Consider the following 18033-nt stretch of genomic DNA (forward strand, 5'->3'; position numbering starts at 1 on the left):
AGTCCCTATTTGTCTTAATAGATGATAAGGGACTATTTTTTTGATAAGATTAAGGTATGGAGGTCGAATATGCTAACAAATTCGAAACAAACAATACTATTTCTCCTTTCTTTATTATTCGTTTATGGTATGCTTGCTTTTACCTTTGCTAATCAAGCTGTATTTTGGTACATGTATGCATTCACTCTACTAGTATGTATTGCCATTGCCATCTTAGCTGGCTCCATTGAAGATCAATTACCTACTTGGCAATTTTTACTCTTTGGTATTGGATACGGTACCATCACATATGGTATTATTCGCTTTGGTTACTGGCTCGCTCCATATATTAATAATAACTTAGTACAATCCGTTCAAAAATTTTTAGCAAGCTACGGACCACAAAATATTTGGCACTATGTTTTACTTGTATTTATCGTTGCCATAGGTGAAGAATTATTTTGGCGTGGTTATATCCAACAACAGTTAAAACGTTTTATGCGCCCACCGCTGGCTGTCATAGTTACCGCAGTATTATGTGCTGTATCAATTGCCCTTAGCGGATTTATGCTTGGTGTCATTGCTGCATTGGTAACAAGCATTATTTGGGGCTTCTTATATGAATGGCGTAAAAGTATGCCACTTGTTATTGTAGCTCATGTCGTTTTTGTACTATTATTATTTTTAGTGTTGCCGTTAACATCATAACATTAATATTTGGAAACATTTTATCTTTACTAACGTTTAATTTAGAAAAGGAGGGTTTTTTATGCAAAAAAAATTAGTTTCAATTCTTGCATTATTACTAACAGCCGTATTAGTTGTAGGTTGTAATACATCTGATAAAACAGGGGATTCAGATGCTCAACAAAATGAGCCATCAAATACTGCTGCCGATCAAAAACCATCTGGAGATGATACAGCAGGTGAATCAAATGAGGAAGAAGAAGATACACCTGCATCAAATGATACAAATACAGAGGATGCTTCTAAACAGCCTCAACAAGATGTAAAATACGTCCAAAATGGTGTAGATAAAACTGAAAAGGCAACTGAATCAGCAAGTGTTGATCAAAGCTATAAACTACAACAGCTTCCTGGTTTTACACTGACACAAGAAGAGCCTGGTAAAGACATGTTAGTGTCCAATGATGATGACGAAGTGTTTATGCGTATTGAAACAATTGAAGCTTCACAATCGAGCTTTGAAGAAGTAAAAACAACTATGCAAGATTATATGAACGCAGTGGGTGAAACAGTAGCTCTAACTGCTGAGGAATTAGCAGCATTTAAAGATGTTCAAAATATCGAGGGTTATGTTGTGGACTTCGACACTGAGAAAGTAATTGGGGTTGTCCTTGAGAAAGATGGTCTCATTACAAAATTAACTATTCATGATAATGATGAACAAGATTTAACAGATGCTATGCTTAATATGGCAGCAACTATATCTAAAAAATAATAAAATGCTAAGGACGATAGACATAGTCTATCGTCCTTCTATTTGATCACAAAAAAGTTGTCTCAAATCAATGAGACAACTTTTTTAATAAGATAGGTCTTTGATAGAAAGGCCAATTTTCTTCAATAACGTAATAGCTTGTTCTTTTTCTTCTGGGGATAGTACACTCATTAATTCATGCAAATGCTGTTCGTGTTTTGGGAACAGCTCTCCCATAAAAGCTTCACCTTCAGGGGTGATTTCTGCATACGTAACACGACGATCAGCAGGACAAGATACTCTTAATAAGTAACCTCTCTTCTCTAGCTTATCAATGACATACGTAATAGACCCACTGGCTAACAAAATTTTATTGCCAATTTGCTGTAATGGCTGTCTTCCTTTATGATAGAGAAGTTCTAGAACAGCAAATTCAGTTGGGTTTAAACCATTATCCTGAAATAATTGATGTGTTGTTTCATTAATTGCTTTTAGTGCACGTGATAATACAATATATAATTTTAAAGATTGTTTTAGATCTTCTGACGGCATATTCTTTTCCTCTCACTTCGCTCTTTATACATGACATTATAGCGACATTAGAAAAGCATTGTCAAAAGCAATATATGATTTAGAAGGTTTTGTTGTTCATTATGCAACCATTTTTACTTTCTTTATGTTACTAAATAAGCAGAATCTTTTGTGGATACTTCCATTGTATCCATCTGATTGAATGTGTAAATTGGAAACTGCAGATGGAAGCATGTCCCCTTCTGTAGTTCACTACTAACGCCAATTACTCCTTCATGTTCTTCAATCACCTTTTTCACGAAAGCAAGGCCCAGTCCTGTCCCTGTTGATTTTGTCGTGTAAAAAGGCTGGAATAGGTTTTGAAGTGTCGTGCTGTCCATGCCAACACCTTCATCTTTTATCATAAGTTCGACAATCGCACAGTCATTTGTTGCCATTTCGACGGTAATCGTACCACCATTATTCATGGATTCCATTGCATTTTTAATTAAATTCATCAGCACTTGCTTTAGTCGATTCTCGTTGCCGCCAATATAGACTTGATTAGAGGTTGAAATATACTGAATCATAATATTTTTCATGAGTGCATCTGGTAGCATAAACTCAATGACTTGCTTTACAATATGATCCAGTTCTAATAATTCCACTTTCATCGTTGTTGGCTTAGACAATACTAATAATTCGGATAAGATTTGTTCCATCCGTTGAAGCTCACTGTCAATAACAGAGAGATACATGCGTGATTCATCATCAGCATTTAATTTTAGTAATTCAGTAAAACCCTTTAAAGAAGTTAATGGGTTACGAATTTCATGTGCAATACTCGCTGCCATCTGTCCCACAACGTTTAATGCTTGCTGATGCTCAACTTTATGTTGAAGTTGCTTTTTCTCTGTTTCATCATTAATCACAGTGACAATAATATTATTGTATTCATCAAAAATACTTGAAATTTCATAATAGCAAGTTCTGCTTACTTGTGTTTCATCGACTACATGAATGCTTGCATGTTTTTCACCCATTAACTTAGAAAGGTAGGTTGTAATTTGCCCTTTTTTCAATGTAAATGAATCAAATATATGCTGATGCGCTTTATGAAGAAGCTGCGAATTTTCAACTTTCAGAAACATTTCCGCATATTTATTTAGCCCAAGAATAATACCACTAGCGTCACTAACAATAACAGCATAAGGTAAGTAATCGTAGGCATTAAAAGATTGCGCTCTCTCATGTGCTTGGCTAACATATAATTTATGGGCAACATCATCATTTAATGTTGAAATTTGCGCAACAATTTCCTCTGTATTAGGATCATAAAAGCATTTGAAAGATAACATTTCGTAGTCATTTCCAACTGTGCGAATATTGAAAATTTCCTCTGAACGTAAATCATTTTGTAACTGTTTGACGAACTTAGTCCATTTAAAATTAGATGGCTCGTCCATAGCTAAATAGCCAATATAGGTTAAATTAAGATTGAAAAGATTGATAGCAGCCTCATTGACGTTTAAAATTTTCCCTGCTTTATTGAGTATAAGTGTTGGTGACGAAGTACTTTTCATAAGATTTCCAAAACATTGATTAATATCATTTTGCTTCAACTTTCTCACCGAACCTTTCAAAAGAGTAAAAAACCTCTAAAATCGAATTTTGAGCCTTTACTATACTTTATGACAGCACGATTCTATTATTACAAAATTTAGTAAATTTAAGTATTTTAAATTATTTCACGAACCGTTCACAAAATAAATAGGTAAAAAGAATTATATTGTATGTCAGATACTTGACTGATACAATAGGATGTTGAAAGGAAGATTATTGCATGAATACTATTTTAACTACTTTGAATGCAAAGTATATTCACACAAATTTAGCATTGCGCTATTTAAAAGGCGCAGCTTTACCGGAGTTTAATCCAATTATAGCAGAGTATACTATTAAAGACCCTGCTTTTAATATTGTATCAGATTTATTCCAAAAAAAACCTGATATCGTTGGATTTAGTTGCTATATCTGGAACATCGAAGAAACAATTCACGTTATCAAGATGTTAAAAACTGTCTGTCCAAATGTTAAAATTCTGCTCGGGGGACCTGAGGTTTCTTATGATTGTCACCATTGGTTACGTCGAATACCTGAGGTAGACTTCATTGTGATGGGTGAAGGAGAAACTTCATTTAAACAATTACTGCGCTATTTCCACGGTGAAATATTGTTAGAAGATGTTCCTGGTATTTGTTATTTAGAGGACGAGAAAGTCAAGATTCACGCTATGCCACCTAAAATTGATTTGCGCGAATTACCAAGTCCTTTTCGTTTTGAGGAGGATCTTCCCTACCTAGGTAAGCGAATTCAATATATCGAAACAAGCCGAGGCTGCCCATTTAGCTGCCAATTTTGTTTATCTTCTATTGAAGTTGGCGTCCGATACTTTAACCGTGAAAAAATAAAAGAGGATATTCGTTTCTTAATGGATAACGGAGCTCGAACAATTAAATTTGTGGATCGCACCTTCAACATCAGTCGTAGCTACGCAATGGAAATGTTCCAATTTCTAATTGATGAACACAAACCAGGTGTTGTATTCCAGTTTGAAATCACGGCTGATATAATGCGCCCTGAAGTCATTCAATTCTTAAATGATAATGCACCAAAAGGTTTGTTCCGATTCGAAATAGGTGTTCAATCTACGAACGATTTAACAAATACTCTTGTAAAACGTCGTCAAAACTTTGAAAAACTAAAGCGAACAGTTACTATGGTGAAAGATGGCGGAAAAATAGATCAACATTTAGATTTAATTGCAGGTTTACCAGAGGAAGATTACGCTAGTTTTCGTCAAACATTTAATGATGTCTTTGCAATGCGGCCAGAGGAATTACAGCTTGGATTTTTGAAACTTTTACGCGGCACAGGACTTCGATTAGAAGCCGAGAAGTTTGGCTATACCTATGTGGATCTATCTCCTTACGAAATCTTTTCAAATAATGTTCTAACATTTGATGATATCGTCCGCATTAAGCATGCAGAGGATGTTCTTGAAAAGTATTGGAATGATCACCGTATGGATCATACGATTGAATACTTGGTTACAGAGGTCTTTGATACACCATTTGATTTCTTCCAAAACTTCGGAACATATTGGGAAACAAAAGGTTGGTCTCGTATTGGCCATCAGCTAGAGGATTTATTCCGTCGTTTATTAATGTTTTTAGAAACGATTGATGATGTGAATTTAAACATTGTTCAGAGTTTAATGCAGCTTGATTACTTAATGGCTCAGCAGTTCCAACCACGGAAGCTATGGTGGAATGAGCGTCCTACAGAAGAGCAACAAAAGGCCCTTTATCACGCTTTACGAGAAGATCCAGCTATCGCAGGCGAGGAATTTGCTAACTTTAAGTTAACTGAAAAAGAGTTGTTTAAGCATACCTTGATTATCCCTCATGCTCTTGATTACCAAGAGTTTGCAAATGGCAAAATTGTACAAAAAAATGGCTATCTGTTAACCTATTTCCGACATGGTCAAGCACCTTACTTTGCAACAATCTACTCTAACTAATAAGAAACGCTAGTCCTGTCATAACTATCAGGACTAGCTTTTTTTATTACTTAAACGATTCTTAAATCCTCATAGTAACAATAAAGACTGCTAAATTTATTCCTTCTGCCCTTCATTGTTCGGTTAGTTAAGTACTCATAGCCAGCCTTACCAATATAGGTCAAATTACTTAAACAAAGATTGATAAAACTTTGTAAAAAATGCCCAAAAAACAATCTATCTAATCAGGAAATAAAAGTTTAAATTTTTTGAATATTTTATGACAAGATAATAATTTTTACTTTTATATGAGGTTTACGATGGAATTTCTCCTTACTTAATGCCTCACATACTTTAAAAATTTAACCAATAATTACGCGTTCCTTCGGATAGTGGAAGCCTGATTTCTTTCCTCTTCCGCCACCCCCAAGAGTATAAAGGAATGATATTAATCCAACTCGACCAATAAACATTAAAATAATGATAATGATTTTACCAACCACTGATAAATCAGATGTTATGCCTAACGACATACCACATGTACCGAACGCTGAAGTAATTTCAAAAATAATTTGAATAAGAGATGCTTGTGGCTCTGTTATAAGCAAGATAAGGGTTGCAACTAATACCATGAAAAAGGCTAATAAAATTACAACAAATGATCGGAAGACATCAATCAAATGAATTTCTCGTCCAAATACTTGGATATCCTCTCTTCCTCTAGCAAAGGTAATTAAGAATAAAATGGCCAAGGCAAAAGTTGTGGTACGAATACCTCCACCAACTGAGCTTGGGGAAGAGCCAATGAACATCAGGAAGCTCATGAATATATCTGTAGCTTCACTAAAAGTCGTGACATCATAAGTAGTCAATCCAGCTGATCTCGTTGATACAGAATGGAACATTGCTGAAAATAATGCCTCATGCCAAGACATTTCCTTAAAAGAATGGAATGATTCAAGGAGTAAAATGACAAGCGCACCAACTATAAATAAAATAGCGTATGTTGAAGTAGTGATTTTAGTAAATAAACTAAAACGGAAATTCTCGCGTCGATTAAGCAAAAAAGTCTTCAATTCAATTAATACCGGAAATCCGATAGCACCTAATACAATCAGTACCATGGTAACCATCTGTACAAAATAATCATCATGGAATGGGAGTAAGCTCATTCCCGTTATATCGAATCCTCCATTTGTCGTAGCAGAAATAGAGGCAAAAATTCCATGTAAAAAGGCTTCTTCTAACGTATCAAAATAATTGGTAAAATGTAGCGTTAAAATAATGGTACCCGTTAATTCAATGCCAAATAAAATTTTTAAAATTTCGCGGATTAATTTAACAACACCAGAGACACTGTACTGGTTATGATCAATCATGATTAACTGACGCTCACGCATGCCTATTTTTTTCCCAACAAGCAGCCACACAAAGGTACCAAGTGACATAATACCAATGGCGCCTAACTGTAAAATAACAAGAATCATTACAAGCCCAAAGGTAGTATAGGTTTCCGAAATATTAATGGTTGTTAACCCAGTAACACTTACTGCACTTACTGCTGTAAACAAGCTATCTAAAAAAGAGACTTTTACACCTTCTTGATGAACGCCTGGAAGCCGTAATAACAGGAAGGAAATCGCTATCGCTATAAAATAATAAGAAACAAGTACCTGAAATGGTGTGACTAGTTTATTTGATGATTTTTTCCAAGGCACTTTAACAACTCCTCCCACATATGATGCCCAACTAGATAGATTATAGTATAGAAAAAATACATAAAAAAAGAAAGAGGAATAGTGATAACTATTCCTCCAACGTTCATCTACTTATTTTTTCTTTCTTACACCGACTAAATAGCCGACAAAAGCAATACCTATTAGGACAATCCAGAATGTTAACTCCCATGCCGTGGAATGTGGAAATTCTTTAGGCAATATTCCCACCTTCTCATGTGCCAATGTTAAGACAACTAACTTCACACCTACCCAGCCAACGATTAGAAATGCCGCTGTTTCAAGTGAAGGGTAATCATTTAATATTTTTACAAACCATTGGGCAGCAAACCGCATCATAATGACACCAATAAATCCACCAAGGAGCATCACAATGAACTGACCGCCATTGATGCCACCAATATCAAATTCACCTAAGTGTGGCAAAGTTACAGCAATTGCAACGGCTGCTAGCATCGAATCAATAGCAAATGCTATATCGGCAGCCTCTACTTTTAGTACTGTTAACCAGAAACCCGAACCCTTTTTTCCACCATTTTCGGTTGCTGCTTCTTCTTCATCTTTATGTTTTCGTAAATCATATATATTTTTCGCAGACATAAATAATAGATAAGCTGCACCGACCGCTTGTATTTGCCAATAATTCACTAAAACAGTAATAACAAATAATGCGGAGAATCGGAATATCAATGCTCCAAATAGTCCATAAAATAACGCCTTTTTTTGCTGCTCTTGTGGTAAATGCTTCACCATAACAGCCATTACTACCGCGTTATCAGCTGCTAGTAATCCCTCTAATACAACAAGGACAATTAATACCCAGCCATATTGTAATAAAATCGCTTCCATTCTAGTGCCTCCTCTAAGCTCTCTATACCCTCAATGACCCTGTCATTCAAGTATAAAAGAAAAAAACCCCTGCCCTAATTCAGGCAAAGGTCTCGCTAAGTAAATTCGTACCCTTTCTATTTATGGTACTTCAATCTACACGTCATACGTATAGAGCCATTCACTATCACACCCGATGGTTGTACCATGTCTTGACGAATGTGAAACCAGGGAAAGTTAATTACCTGTTAGCTACTCCCCTTTGACAAATTGTCGAAGGTATCTTCTTTCAAATATTATAGCACTATCATTTACAACTGACAAAAATATCTATATGTTTTTTTCGTTACTTAATCTGAATTTGATAGCTCTTCTCTTCCTTATGTGCTAAATAAAACTCAATCATTTTTGGCATCGTCTGTATAAAATCAGGACATGTAATACCACCTTTTTGTAAGATATGATGTGCTTCAGTCGTATCAAATGAAGCATTCCATGTTAAATAATCTAATGTTTCTTGTTCGACACCTAATTTTTTTCGAATAAATGGAATCTGCAATGAAAGCTTAGCCAATGTAAATGGTAAACGTCCTTTTGGATAAGAATTTGTAACTAGTTTCACCATTGTACGGTATACCTCCTGTACAGGGTGAGGATTAGGATCAGTTAAATGAAGTGTCTTCCCTTCTGCACTCTGTTCACTAACCAGAAAAGTAGAAGCATTTATAATATAATCAACTGGCACTACATTAATTGTCGATGAAGTTTGACCAATGTACGGAATAAAAGGTAAACCCTTTAAACGTTCAACTAAGTTTAAGAAGAAATAAGGACCATCAAATTTAATGGTTTCACCAGTTTGGGAATGACCACGAACAATTCCAGGTCTAATTATTGTCAATGGTATTTCCGATTTTAAATCTTCTACTCGGTGCTCAGCCTCATATTTTGTTTCCTCATAGTTGTTTTTAAATGCTCTTGGTCGAATTAATTCATTTTCACGCAGTATGCCCTCACGTGTACCAGCCACATAGGCAGTGCTGAAATACATATAGCGCTGTAAATTTGGTAAGGTGCGAACAAAATCATTAACCATTGTTGTACCATGAACATTTACCTTCCAGGCAATATCACGTGGTACAGCTAAATCATAGATAGCAGCTAAATGCCAAAGCACTTCAATTTGCGGTACAATTTCTTTGATGATTTGATTTTCTAATCCAAGGTTTGGTAGTGTAATATCGCCTTCCACAATTCGAATCGAACAGTCAGGAAAATCCTCTAATATTTTGTTTTTTTCTTTATGTGCCTTTATGGTTTCACCTGCCAATACGATGGTAATTACTTGTTGTGCTTGTTTCTTTTGAAATAATGCTCGAATTAGTTGACTCGAAATGAAACCAGGAAAACCTGTAAAAAAATGAACCTTCATCTCCCATTCCCCCTTGAACCTAGTGCATCTTTCTTGTTTCTTTATCCATTAAACTGTAAATGATCGGTACAATATACAGCGTCAGTAAAGTTGAGGTCATAAGCCCTCCGATAACAGCAATCCCCATTGGCTGATTCATCTCGGTCCCTTCTCCAATGCCCAGTGCGAGTGGTAATAGCCCTAAAATAGTTGTTAAGGCTGTCATTAAAATTGGACGAAGCCGATCTTGGGTAGCAAGTAAAATTGCCTCATAAGCTGGCATGCCCATTGCCTTTTGCTGATTAATATAATCTACCAGCACAATACCGTTATTTACGACTATTCCTACTAGTACTAGGATACCGATAACTGAGGTTACACCAATTAAAGTATTTGTTAGGAACATAGCTATCGCCACACCAATGATCATTAATGGGACAGTAAACATGATAACAAACGGATATTTAAATGACTCAAATTGAGCTGCCATCACAATATATACAAGCACGATGGCTAGCATCACAGCTAGTAACATATCATCAATTGCACTATCATAGAGCTCTCTGTCCCCACTGAACACAACTTGAGTAGTAGATGGTAAATTAACTTGTTCTAATGCTTTATCTACTTTTGCAGAGATTCCTCCCAACGATTCCTTTGTTTCATAATCTACAAAAAAGGCCACTGCTGCTGCTTGATCAGAACGACGAATGGATACCGGCCCCTCTTGTATAGAAACGGTAGCCACTTCCTCTAATTTTACAAATAATCCTGCTGGCGAACGCAGCTGCATGGCTTTTAAAGCATCTATACTCGTATTAAATGACTGCCCAAAACCTGTATAAACGGGTAATACTGCACCGTCATCAGTAATCAATTGGGACGTTAATTGACCTTTTGTCATTTGATTTACAGTTTGAGCGATTTGTGCTGGAGCAAAACCATAGTCTTTTGCTTTTTCACGATTAACCTCAATTTGAATCTCTTGAACAGTATTATCTAAATCCGTAGAGACATTTGTCACTTGCTGAATCGCTAGTAGTTCCTGCTGCACTTTCTTAACAGTTTGCTGTAGCCTCTGTTCATCGGAATCTGTTAAACGGAATGTTAAGGTGTGTGGTGACGATCCTGTAGCTGTCGATACATTAAATGTAATTTCAGCTTGCTCTTCAAGCTCTCCCTGTATATCTTGTTCTAGCTCTTCTACAAATTTAAAAATGGAACGTTGCCTTTCTGCTAATGGGACAAGCTTTACATATATCTCAGCTTGGTTGGCGCTAGTTTGTCCACGTGCTTGGGATTGTTGTGTACCGCCAATTAAACTAACATACACATCTACATCCTTTTCCTGCTTTAAACGTTCCTCAATTTGCTTAACAATCTTTTCTGTTTCTGATACAGCGACACCTTTTTCAAGATTGACACTTATAGAGGTGAATCCCTCATCTGTAGGCGGTAAAAATTCAGTACCTATTCTAGTCAGTCCAAACAAAGAAAGACTAAAGCAAACCACTGTAAAAAGCAGTATAAGCATTCGATGCTTTAGTACCCATACAATTGACGCCTTGTAATGCCTATAAAAACGTGATTTACTGCGTTGTACATAAAAATTATTGTTTTTCATTTTTAAAAGTCGACTTGCTAGCATCGGAACGACTGTAAGCGCAACTACTAAAGATGCAATTAAGCTGAATGAGATTGTTAAGGCAAACTCTGTAAATATTTGACCAATCAATCCTTCGATGAACATAACAGGAATGAATACTGCTATTGTGGTTAAAGTGGAAGCTGTAATGGCAAGGGCTACTTCCTTTGTTCCTTCCTTTGCTGCAGTTATCGGGTCCTTTTCTAGTCCTAGATGTCTTTCTATATTCTCAATAACGACTATGGCATTATCCACAAGCATACCAATTCCAAGTGCCAGAGCACCTAATGTCATAATATTGAGGGAAAAATCCGCAAAAAACATCAAAACAAATGTGACAATAACGGAGTAAGGAATCGCAATACCAATAATGATCGGACTCTTTACACTACGTAAAAAAACAAATAGGATGAACATCGCAAATAATCCACCTAAGAGTAGGGAAGAGCCAATATTACTAATCGCTAAATCCACATAATTACCTTGATCAATTAAAATATCTGCTGTGATACCTTTATACTGATCTTTCTTTAGTAATGTCTCTAAGGCCTTCTGGAAATCCTTAGAAACCTCTGCCGTATTTGCACCAGATTCCTGTAATACAGACATAAGAACTGCTGGATGCTCATTTGCTCGTGTTGTGGTAATAGATTGTTGTTCTGTCCTCTCAACGGTTGCAAGATCACCAATGGTTAATGATTTGCCCGTTAAAGGGTCCACCGAAACAATTAAATTGGCAATACTTTCCGGAGAAGATAATGTGCTAACTATACGTGTTGTTAGCATTTTGCCATCATCTGTTGAAACAGGCTCACCAGGAAGAGACACATTATTCGCTTGAACTATTTGCATCACGTCTGTCTGAGTCAAGCCTTTTTCAACTAGCTTTGCTTCATCCAATACTATTTGGATTTCATCAATCAATTTGCCAGAAACATTCACACTGGCAACACCCTCTGTCCGTAGCAGTTCCTTCTCTAAGTGCTCTGCTAATACACGTACATCTACTTGATTATTTTCCGCACGTAAAGACAGCTGAATAATAGGAAATTGAGACGGATCAAATTTTAGGAAACTAGGCTTGCCAGCATCATTAGGCAATGGGGTCATATCAATTCGCTGTAAAATATCAAGTTGGACAACATCCATATTTGTGGACCAGTTGAACTCAAGCACAATTAAATTGGAGCCTTCCTGGGAGGTTGACTGGATTTTTTTGATACCAGGTAAGGTGGCAAGTGTAGCCTCTAATGGCTTCGTTATCTTTTCATTTACCTCCGTCGGGCTTGCCCCAGGATAAGAGGTGACAACCACTCCAATAGGAGGATTTAACTCTGGAATTAACGTAATCGGTATTTTTAATAAAGATACACCGCCTAGTATGATGACAAAAAGCATAGTAACAATCGTAAAGACAGGTCTTTTAATAGAAAAATGACTAATATTCATATAAACAAACTCCTTTTCTACCTCTTCCTTTCTATGATAGCCGAAAAGGAGATTATTTTATAAATAAGCTCCTGTTATTGAGATACTATCTCTAAGGAAACTTATATTTCCTAATAATGTATATATTCTACAAACAGTGTCATTTTTCCTTGCAAAAAAACACGAATCGCAAAATTGTCGATTCGTGTTTTATAATTATAAAAGGCTATAAAGTTTAATGTTTTCGTTTTTATCTGCAAACCAACGCATAGCGAACTCATTTTCAAATAGGAAAACAAGATTGTCAAAACGGTCTTTTACAAGCATTGATCGACCTGATGACATTGATTCTTTGACATCCTCTTCATTTTCAATCCAGCGTGCGATTTTCGAACCAATTGGCTCCATTTTTACTTCCACATTGTATTCATTTTTCATACGATGTTCAAATACTTCAAATTGTAATTGACCAACTGCTCCAAGTATAACTTCCTCTGTATGCAGCGTTTTATAGTATTGAATAGCACCCTCTTGCACTAATTGTAAAATCCCTTTATGGAATTGCTTTGATTTCATAACGTTCTTCGCCGTGACACGGACGAATAATTCTGGTGTAAACTGTGGTAATTTTTCAAATTGGAATGTTTTCTTGCCACCTACAACAGTGTCTCCAATTTGGTATGTTCCTGTATCGTACAAACCAATAATATCACCAGCAACTGCTTCATCTACTGTCTCACGATCGTCTGCAAGGAACTGTGTAGATTGTGTGACTTTAAATGACTTCCCTGTACGAGATAACGTCATATTCATTCCACGTTCAAATTTACCAGAAACAATACGTACAAAGGCAATACGATCACGGTGTGCTGGATTCATATTGGCCTGAATCTTGAAAATAAAACCTGAAAACTCATCATGCTCCACAGGATCAATAAACTGCTCATCTTCAGTAATTCTTGGCTGCGGCGTCGGTGCGAATTGTAAATAGGTTTCCAGGAATGTTTGAACACCAAAGTTCGTTAATGCTGAACCAAAGAATACAGGTGTTAATTCCCCACGACGAATTTTTTCCTCAGAATATGCATTTCCCGCTTCATCTAAAAGTAAAATATCGTCCATTGCTTGTGAATAATAAGAAGTCACCTTCATTGGATGCTCCACAGCAAGCTCCCCATTGTCGTCAATTGGTAAGAAACGTTCCGCTTCATCTGTACGGAATTGCTCAATGCGTTTATTGTAACGATCATAAATACCAAGAAACTCTTTACCCATACCGATTGGCCAGTTCATAGGATATGCATTGATACCTAATACCTCTTCAAGCTCTTCGATCAATTCAAGCGGCTCTTTCCCTTGACGGTCTAACTTATTAATAAATGTAAAAATAGGAATACCACGCATTTTACAAACCTTAAATAGCTTTAAAGTCTGTGCCTCGATCCCTTTCGCAGCATCCACTACCATGACGGCACTATCTACAGCCATCAATGTACGATATGTGTCTTCCGAGAAATCTTGGTGACCAGGGGTATCCAAGATATTCACACGAGAGCCGTTATAATCGAATTGCATGACAGATGAAGTAACCGATATCCCACGTTGTTTTTCGATCTCCATCCAGTCCGATGTTGCAAATTTACCTGTTTTTTTACCTTTTACTGTACCTGCATCACGAATGGCACCACCAAAAAGTAAAAGCTTTTCTGTAATCGTCGTTTTCCCAGCATCAGGGTGACTGATAATGGCAAAAGTACGACGCGATAGTATATCTTGTTCTAAATTTGAATTCATCTCGTCATTCTCCTTTTTTCATACTTAATAATAATAAAAGAAGACTTGCCTTTCGTACAACCTTTTTACATGAAATCTCAAAAAAGAAAACCCTTTAGTTACAACTAAAAGGGTTTCCTAAGAATTTAGCTTTCATCACACGAATTTTAATCGGCCTGCTTCTATCGCAATTTCTGCATCACTATGTGGAAATTTGGTATTTTCGATAATTTGATAATCCTCATGGCCTTTACCAGCAAAAATAATCATGTCACCTGGTTCAGCAATTTCAATCGCATGGCGCACTGCCTCTGCACGATCTCCAATACAAGCATAATTATCATGAAGCATACCTTTAGCAAGATCGCCTGTAATACTATCGTAGTCTTCATAGCGTGGATCATCTGTCGTTAAAATAACATATTCCGCAGCAGACGCTTTTTCAGCCATGGCAGGACGCTTTGATTTATCACGATTGCCACCTGTTCCAACTAAGAAAATCAACTTGCCCTTTTTATAAGGTTGCGCTGCTTGAATTGCCTTTTCAATTGCATCTGGAGTATGGGCATAATCAATAAAAATTTGCACAGGTAGATCTGAACATACTTTCTCCATACGACCCTTGACTGGCGGTAGTTGCTCGATTTGTTCAATAATGGACTCCATTGAATAGCCCCTACCATAAAACGCAATCATGGCTGCCAATACATTATAAATATTAAATTCCCCAAGCAAATTCATTTTTACACGATAAATTCCTTCAGGCATTTCCACGTCAAATGATGTCATATAGTCGTGATATTCACAGTTAATGGCGCGGAAATCAGCATTTTCATTTTTTAAACCATATGTCCACACTGGAAATGGTGTCATTGCAGCATATCTCTCTGACCAAGCATCGTCTGCATTCAACACAACAAATTTATTTTTTTCTAAATCTTGTCCAAGTTGGGAAAATAATAAGCCTTTTGCATGGCCATATTCCTCCATCGTACCATGGAAATCAAGATGATCGTGCGTTAGATTCGTAAAAATAGCGATATCATAATCAACACCTGCTAAACGTCCAAGTGCTAACCCGTGTGATGAAACTTCCATTGTCATTAATCGACAGCCTTCCATTTTTGCACGGAAAATCATTTGTTGTGTCGATAACGCATCACTCGTTGTATTAGCTGATTCATATAAAATTCCATTTAAATTAAAGCCAATTGTGCCTGATAAAGCCGATTTCTCGCCCATACCATGCATTATATTTTGAATAATTCCTGTTACGGATGTTTTACCATTCGTTCCCGTTACACCAATCATCGTTATGTCCTTTGAAGGATAATCAAAGAACTTTGCAGCTAGTAAACCTACTGCACGATCTGTATCTTTCACAATCACTTGTGCGATTGTCTCTCCTAACGGTAATTCTCGCTCCGTCACAACAATTGTTGCGCCACCATCTACAGCCTTTTGCGCATAATCATGCCCATCTACTGTATACCCTTTGATACAAACAAACATGCTATTTGGTTGCACACTTCTTGAATCTACTACGATATCGCTAACCTGATCTGGCAGCACGCCAATTATTTTTTTCAAAGGTAATGCGCTTAACAATTCCTCTGCATACATTTCATAATCCTCCAATCAATCTCTACACTCATGTCATCATTCTTAATAATCGACAAAAAACGACAATATGAAATCCCCCACGTTCTATTGAACTTATTTTACTACTTATTTCATGATAAATAAAATGCCTCTCTAGTGTTTTTTCAACGAAACCGCTTTCATTTGAGGAAAAAATCATGTTTTCTTCAAATTTTCATTTATAATCACCAATCGGCATTTTTCGACATAACGAGAAAAGGTTATTTAGAGAACACTTGTCTATGCATGGTAAGCTTATAGTTACAATGGAGGCATCAAGAAGATACCTCCATTGTTAAACTATTTCATAATTGAGCGCACAATTTTCACTTTCTGTTTATATGGCGGGAACAACACATTTGTCTCCAGCTTGGAAGATTTCTTCAAGATAGATTTCGGGTGAGTAAAGTTTTCAAAGCTCGCTTTGCCATGGTATGCTTTCACACCTGATGGACCTACACCACCAAATGGTAAATGTAAATTTCCAACATGTGTGATGGTGTCGTTAATACATCCCCCACCAAATGGTAATTCTTCTAAAAAGTATTGCATGGCTTTTTCATGTTCTGAGAAGAAGTATGCCGCTAAAGGCTTTGGTAATTGCCGGATTTGATGAATGGCAAGTGGCAAATCACTATACATCATAACAGGTAAGATAGGACCAAATAGTTCTTCCTGCATGGATGGACTTGTCCATTTTACATATTCTACGATTGTAGGTTCAATATATAAATCATCCCGATCTATTCGTCCACCATATGTAATGGCATCACGTTCGTCCACAATTATTTGCTGTAAACGATCAAATTGTTTTAAATTAACGATACGTCCATAATCAGGGCTTTTTAAAGGATTTTTGCCATAAAACGAACGGATTGTTTCTTTTAATATTTTCATAAAACGGTCATAAACGTCTTTGTGTACAAGCAGATAATCAGGGGCCACACATGTCTGTCCAGTATTAGTAAATTTACCCCACACAATCCGCTTTGCTGCTACCTCTAGATTTGCTGTTTGATCGACAATTGCTGGACTTTTGCCACCAAGCTCTAACGCAACTGGTGTCAAACGTTCTGCAGCAGCTTTTGCTACTACTTTACCAACGGCTACACTACCTGTAAAAAAGATATAATCGAAGGAAGCATGAATAAGAGCCGTAACCTCTTCCTTTTCGCCTTCCACGACACGTACATATGAAGACGGGAATGTTTCCTCAATGATTTTTTTCACAATGACTGCTGTGTGTACAGAGGTTTCTGATGGTTTGACGATTGCTGTGTTTCCTCCAACTATGGCGCCAATCAGTGGCTCCATTACAAGTTGGAATGGATAATTAAATGGCCCAATAATTAACGTTACGCCATAGGGCTCACGAACAATAAAGCTCTTGCCCATTTGATATTGTATTGGTGTTTTGACTGCTTCTGGTTCCATCCATTCTTCTACATGTTTTACCATATATGAAATACTATCTAATACAATGCCAATTTCTGTTGCATACGCTTCAAATTCACTTTTACGAAGGTCTAAGTAAAGCGCATTTAATATTTCCTTCTCATATTTCAAAATTGAAGTTTTTAATTTCTTTAATTGCTCTTTTCTAAATTTCACACTTTTTGTAGCACGTGAAAAATAAAATTGACGTTGCTCTGTAATCATATTTTCCACATCTTTTGACGTAAAATTCATCAATAAAGCACCCCTTTTTTTAAAATGGCATACATAGTTTTTTCATTTTGAAACAAACTATCTTTGTCTATACGATACAACATCGAGAGGCAAAAATCCTCTTTCTACATCGAGGGGGTGAAATAGCAATATGTGAAATGAAATGTTTTAGTTTTTTCATCTCGGGAAATATACAACTACATATTAAAACCGAAACGGGGGCGTAGATGAATGACAACAACAACAGGAACATGGTGGGAGTCCATTTTTTCTGGACCATTATCGCATGGAATTTGTGAAGAAAAAATATTGCTATTGCAAGATGAGGCTTTCTTATATCTCTCTACAATACCTGTGGAGAATGAAGAAAATCCAGAAGGAAATTAAAAAATAACGCATTATAGGATACCC

General features: G+C 36.5%; 13 protein-coding genes. 4 read left to right on the forward strand and 9 right to left on the reverse strand.

The genetic code is table 11. The features are described from left to right. Nucleotides 1-69 precede the first annotated feature (69 nt). The gene (locus VK91_RS07330; RefSeq protein WP_004224581.1) at nt 70-687 is read left to right on the forward strand and encodes a CPBP family intramembrane glutamic endopeptidase; all 618 of its coding nucleotides are present in this window, start codon (nt 70-72) and stop codon (nt 685-687) included. Between the two features lie 61 nt (nt 688-748). After that, entirely contained in the window at nt 749-1441 is a 693-nt protein-coding gene (locus tag VK91_RS07335; RefSeq protein ID WP_048391996.1) for a hypothetical protein, read from the forward strand. 84 nt (nt 1442-1525) lie between these two features. Here VK91_RS07335 and VK91_RS07340 read toward each other — a convergent pair whose 3' ends face one another. Both VK91_RS07340 and VK91_RS07345 read right to left on the reverse strand, forming a co-directional pair. Continuing rightward, a complete protein-coding gene (locus VK91_RS07340) occupies nt 1526-1972 on the reverse strand; it encodes a MarR family winged helix-turn-helix transcriptional regulator (protein WP_004224579.1) in 447 nt (148 codons plus the stop codon). Nucleotides 1973-2094: 122 nt separating this feature from the next. Continuing rightward, nucleotides 2095-3513, reverse strand: coding sequence for an ATP-binding protein (locus VK91_RS07345; protein WP_231595608.1), 1419 nt, complete (start codon nt 3511-3513; stop codon nt 2095-2097). Between the two features lie 260 nt (nt 3514-3773). Here VK91_RS07345 and VK91_RS07350 point away from each other — a divergent pair, with 260 nt between their 5' ends. Next, nucleotides 3774-5513 (forward strand): B12-binding domain-containing radical SAM protein, encoded by a 1740-nt coding sequence (locus VK91_RS07350; protein ID WP_048391998.1) that lies wholly within the window; start codon nt 3774-3776, stop codon nt 5511-5513. Nucleotides 5514-5854: 341 nt separating this feature from the next. On the opposite strand, the gene VK91_RS07355 is transcribed toward VK91_RS07350, so the two are convergent. The 7 genes from VK91_RS07355 to VK91_RS07385 form a co-directional block, all read right to left on the reverse strand. Further along, nucleotides 5855-7210, reverse strand: coding sequence for a TrkH family potassium uptake protein (locus tag VK91_RS07355; protein ID WP_036075771.1), 1356 nt, complete (start codon nt 7208-7210; stop codon nt 5855-5857). A 111-nt stretch (nt 7211-7321) separates the two neighbouring features. After that, nucleotides 7322-8077: a TerC family protein gene (locus tag VK91_RS07360; protein ID WP_048391999.1), complete on the reverse strand. Its 756-nt coding sequence runs from the start codon at nt 8075-8077 to the stop codon at nt 7322-7324. A 325-nt stretch (nt 8078-8402) separates the two neighbouring features. Then, complete coding sequence (locus VK91_RS07365; protein ID WP_048392000.1) at nt 8403-9488, reverse strand: SDR family oxidoreductase; 1086 nt, start codon at nt 9486-9488, stop codon at nt 8403-8405. 19 nt (nt 9489-9507) lie between these two features. Next, nucleotides 9508-12561 (reverse strand): efflux RND transporter permease subunit, encoded by a 3054-nt coding sequence (locus tag VK91_RS07370; RefSeq protein ID WP_048392001.1) that lies wholly within the window; start codon nt 12559-12561, stop codon nt 9508-9510. A gap of 195 nt (nt 12562-12756) precedes the next feature. Then, on the reverse strand, nt 12757-14334 hold the full coding sequence (locus VK91_RS07375; RefSeq protein WP_048392002.1) for a peptide chain release factor 3: 1578 nt from the start codon (nt 14332-14334) through the stop codon (nt 12757-12759). Nucleotides 14335-14469: 135 nt separating this feature from the next. Beyond that, nucleotides 14470-15936, reverse strand: a complete 1467-nt coding sequence (locus tag VK91_RS07380) for a UDP-N-acetylmuramoyl-L-alanyl-D-glutamate--2,6-diaminopimelate ligase (protein WP_048392003.1) — start codon at nt 15934-15936, stop codon at nt 14470-14472. Between the two features lie 318 nt (nt 15937-16254). After that, the gene (locus VK91_RS07385; RefSeq protein ID WP_048392004.1) at nt 16255-17643 is read right to left on the reverse strand and encodes an aldehyde dehydrogenase; all 1389 of its coding nucleotides are present in this window, start codon (nt 17641-17643) and stop codon (nt 16255-16257) included. 210 nt (nt 17644-17853) lie between these two features. Between VK91_RS07385 and VK91_RS22835 the strand changes: the two genes are divergently transcribed. Further along, nucleotides 17854-18009: a hypothetical protein gene (locus tag VK91_RS22835; RefSeq protein WP_004224556.1), complete on the forward strand. Its 156-nt coding sequence runs from the start codon at nt 17854-17856 to the stop codon at nt 18007-18009. Nucleotides 18010-18033: the final 24 nt, after the last annotated feature.

The sequence above is a fragment of the Lysinibacillus sp. LK3 genome (assembly GCF_001043675.1).
In the GTDB taxonomy this organism is placed as follows: domain Bacteria; phylum Bacillota; class Bacilli; order Bacillales_A; family Planococcaceae; genus Lysinibacillus; species Lysinibacillus capsici.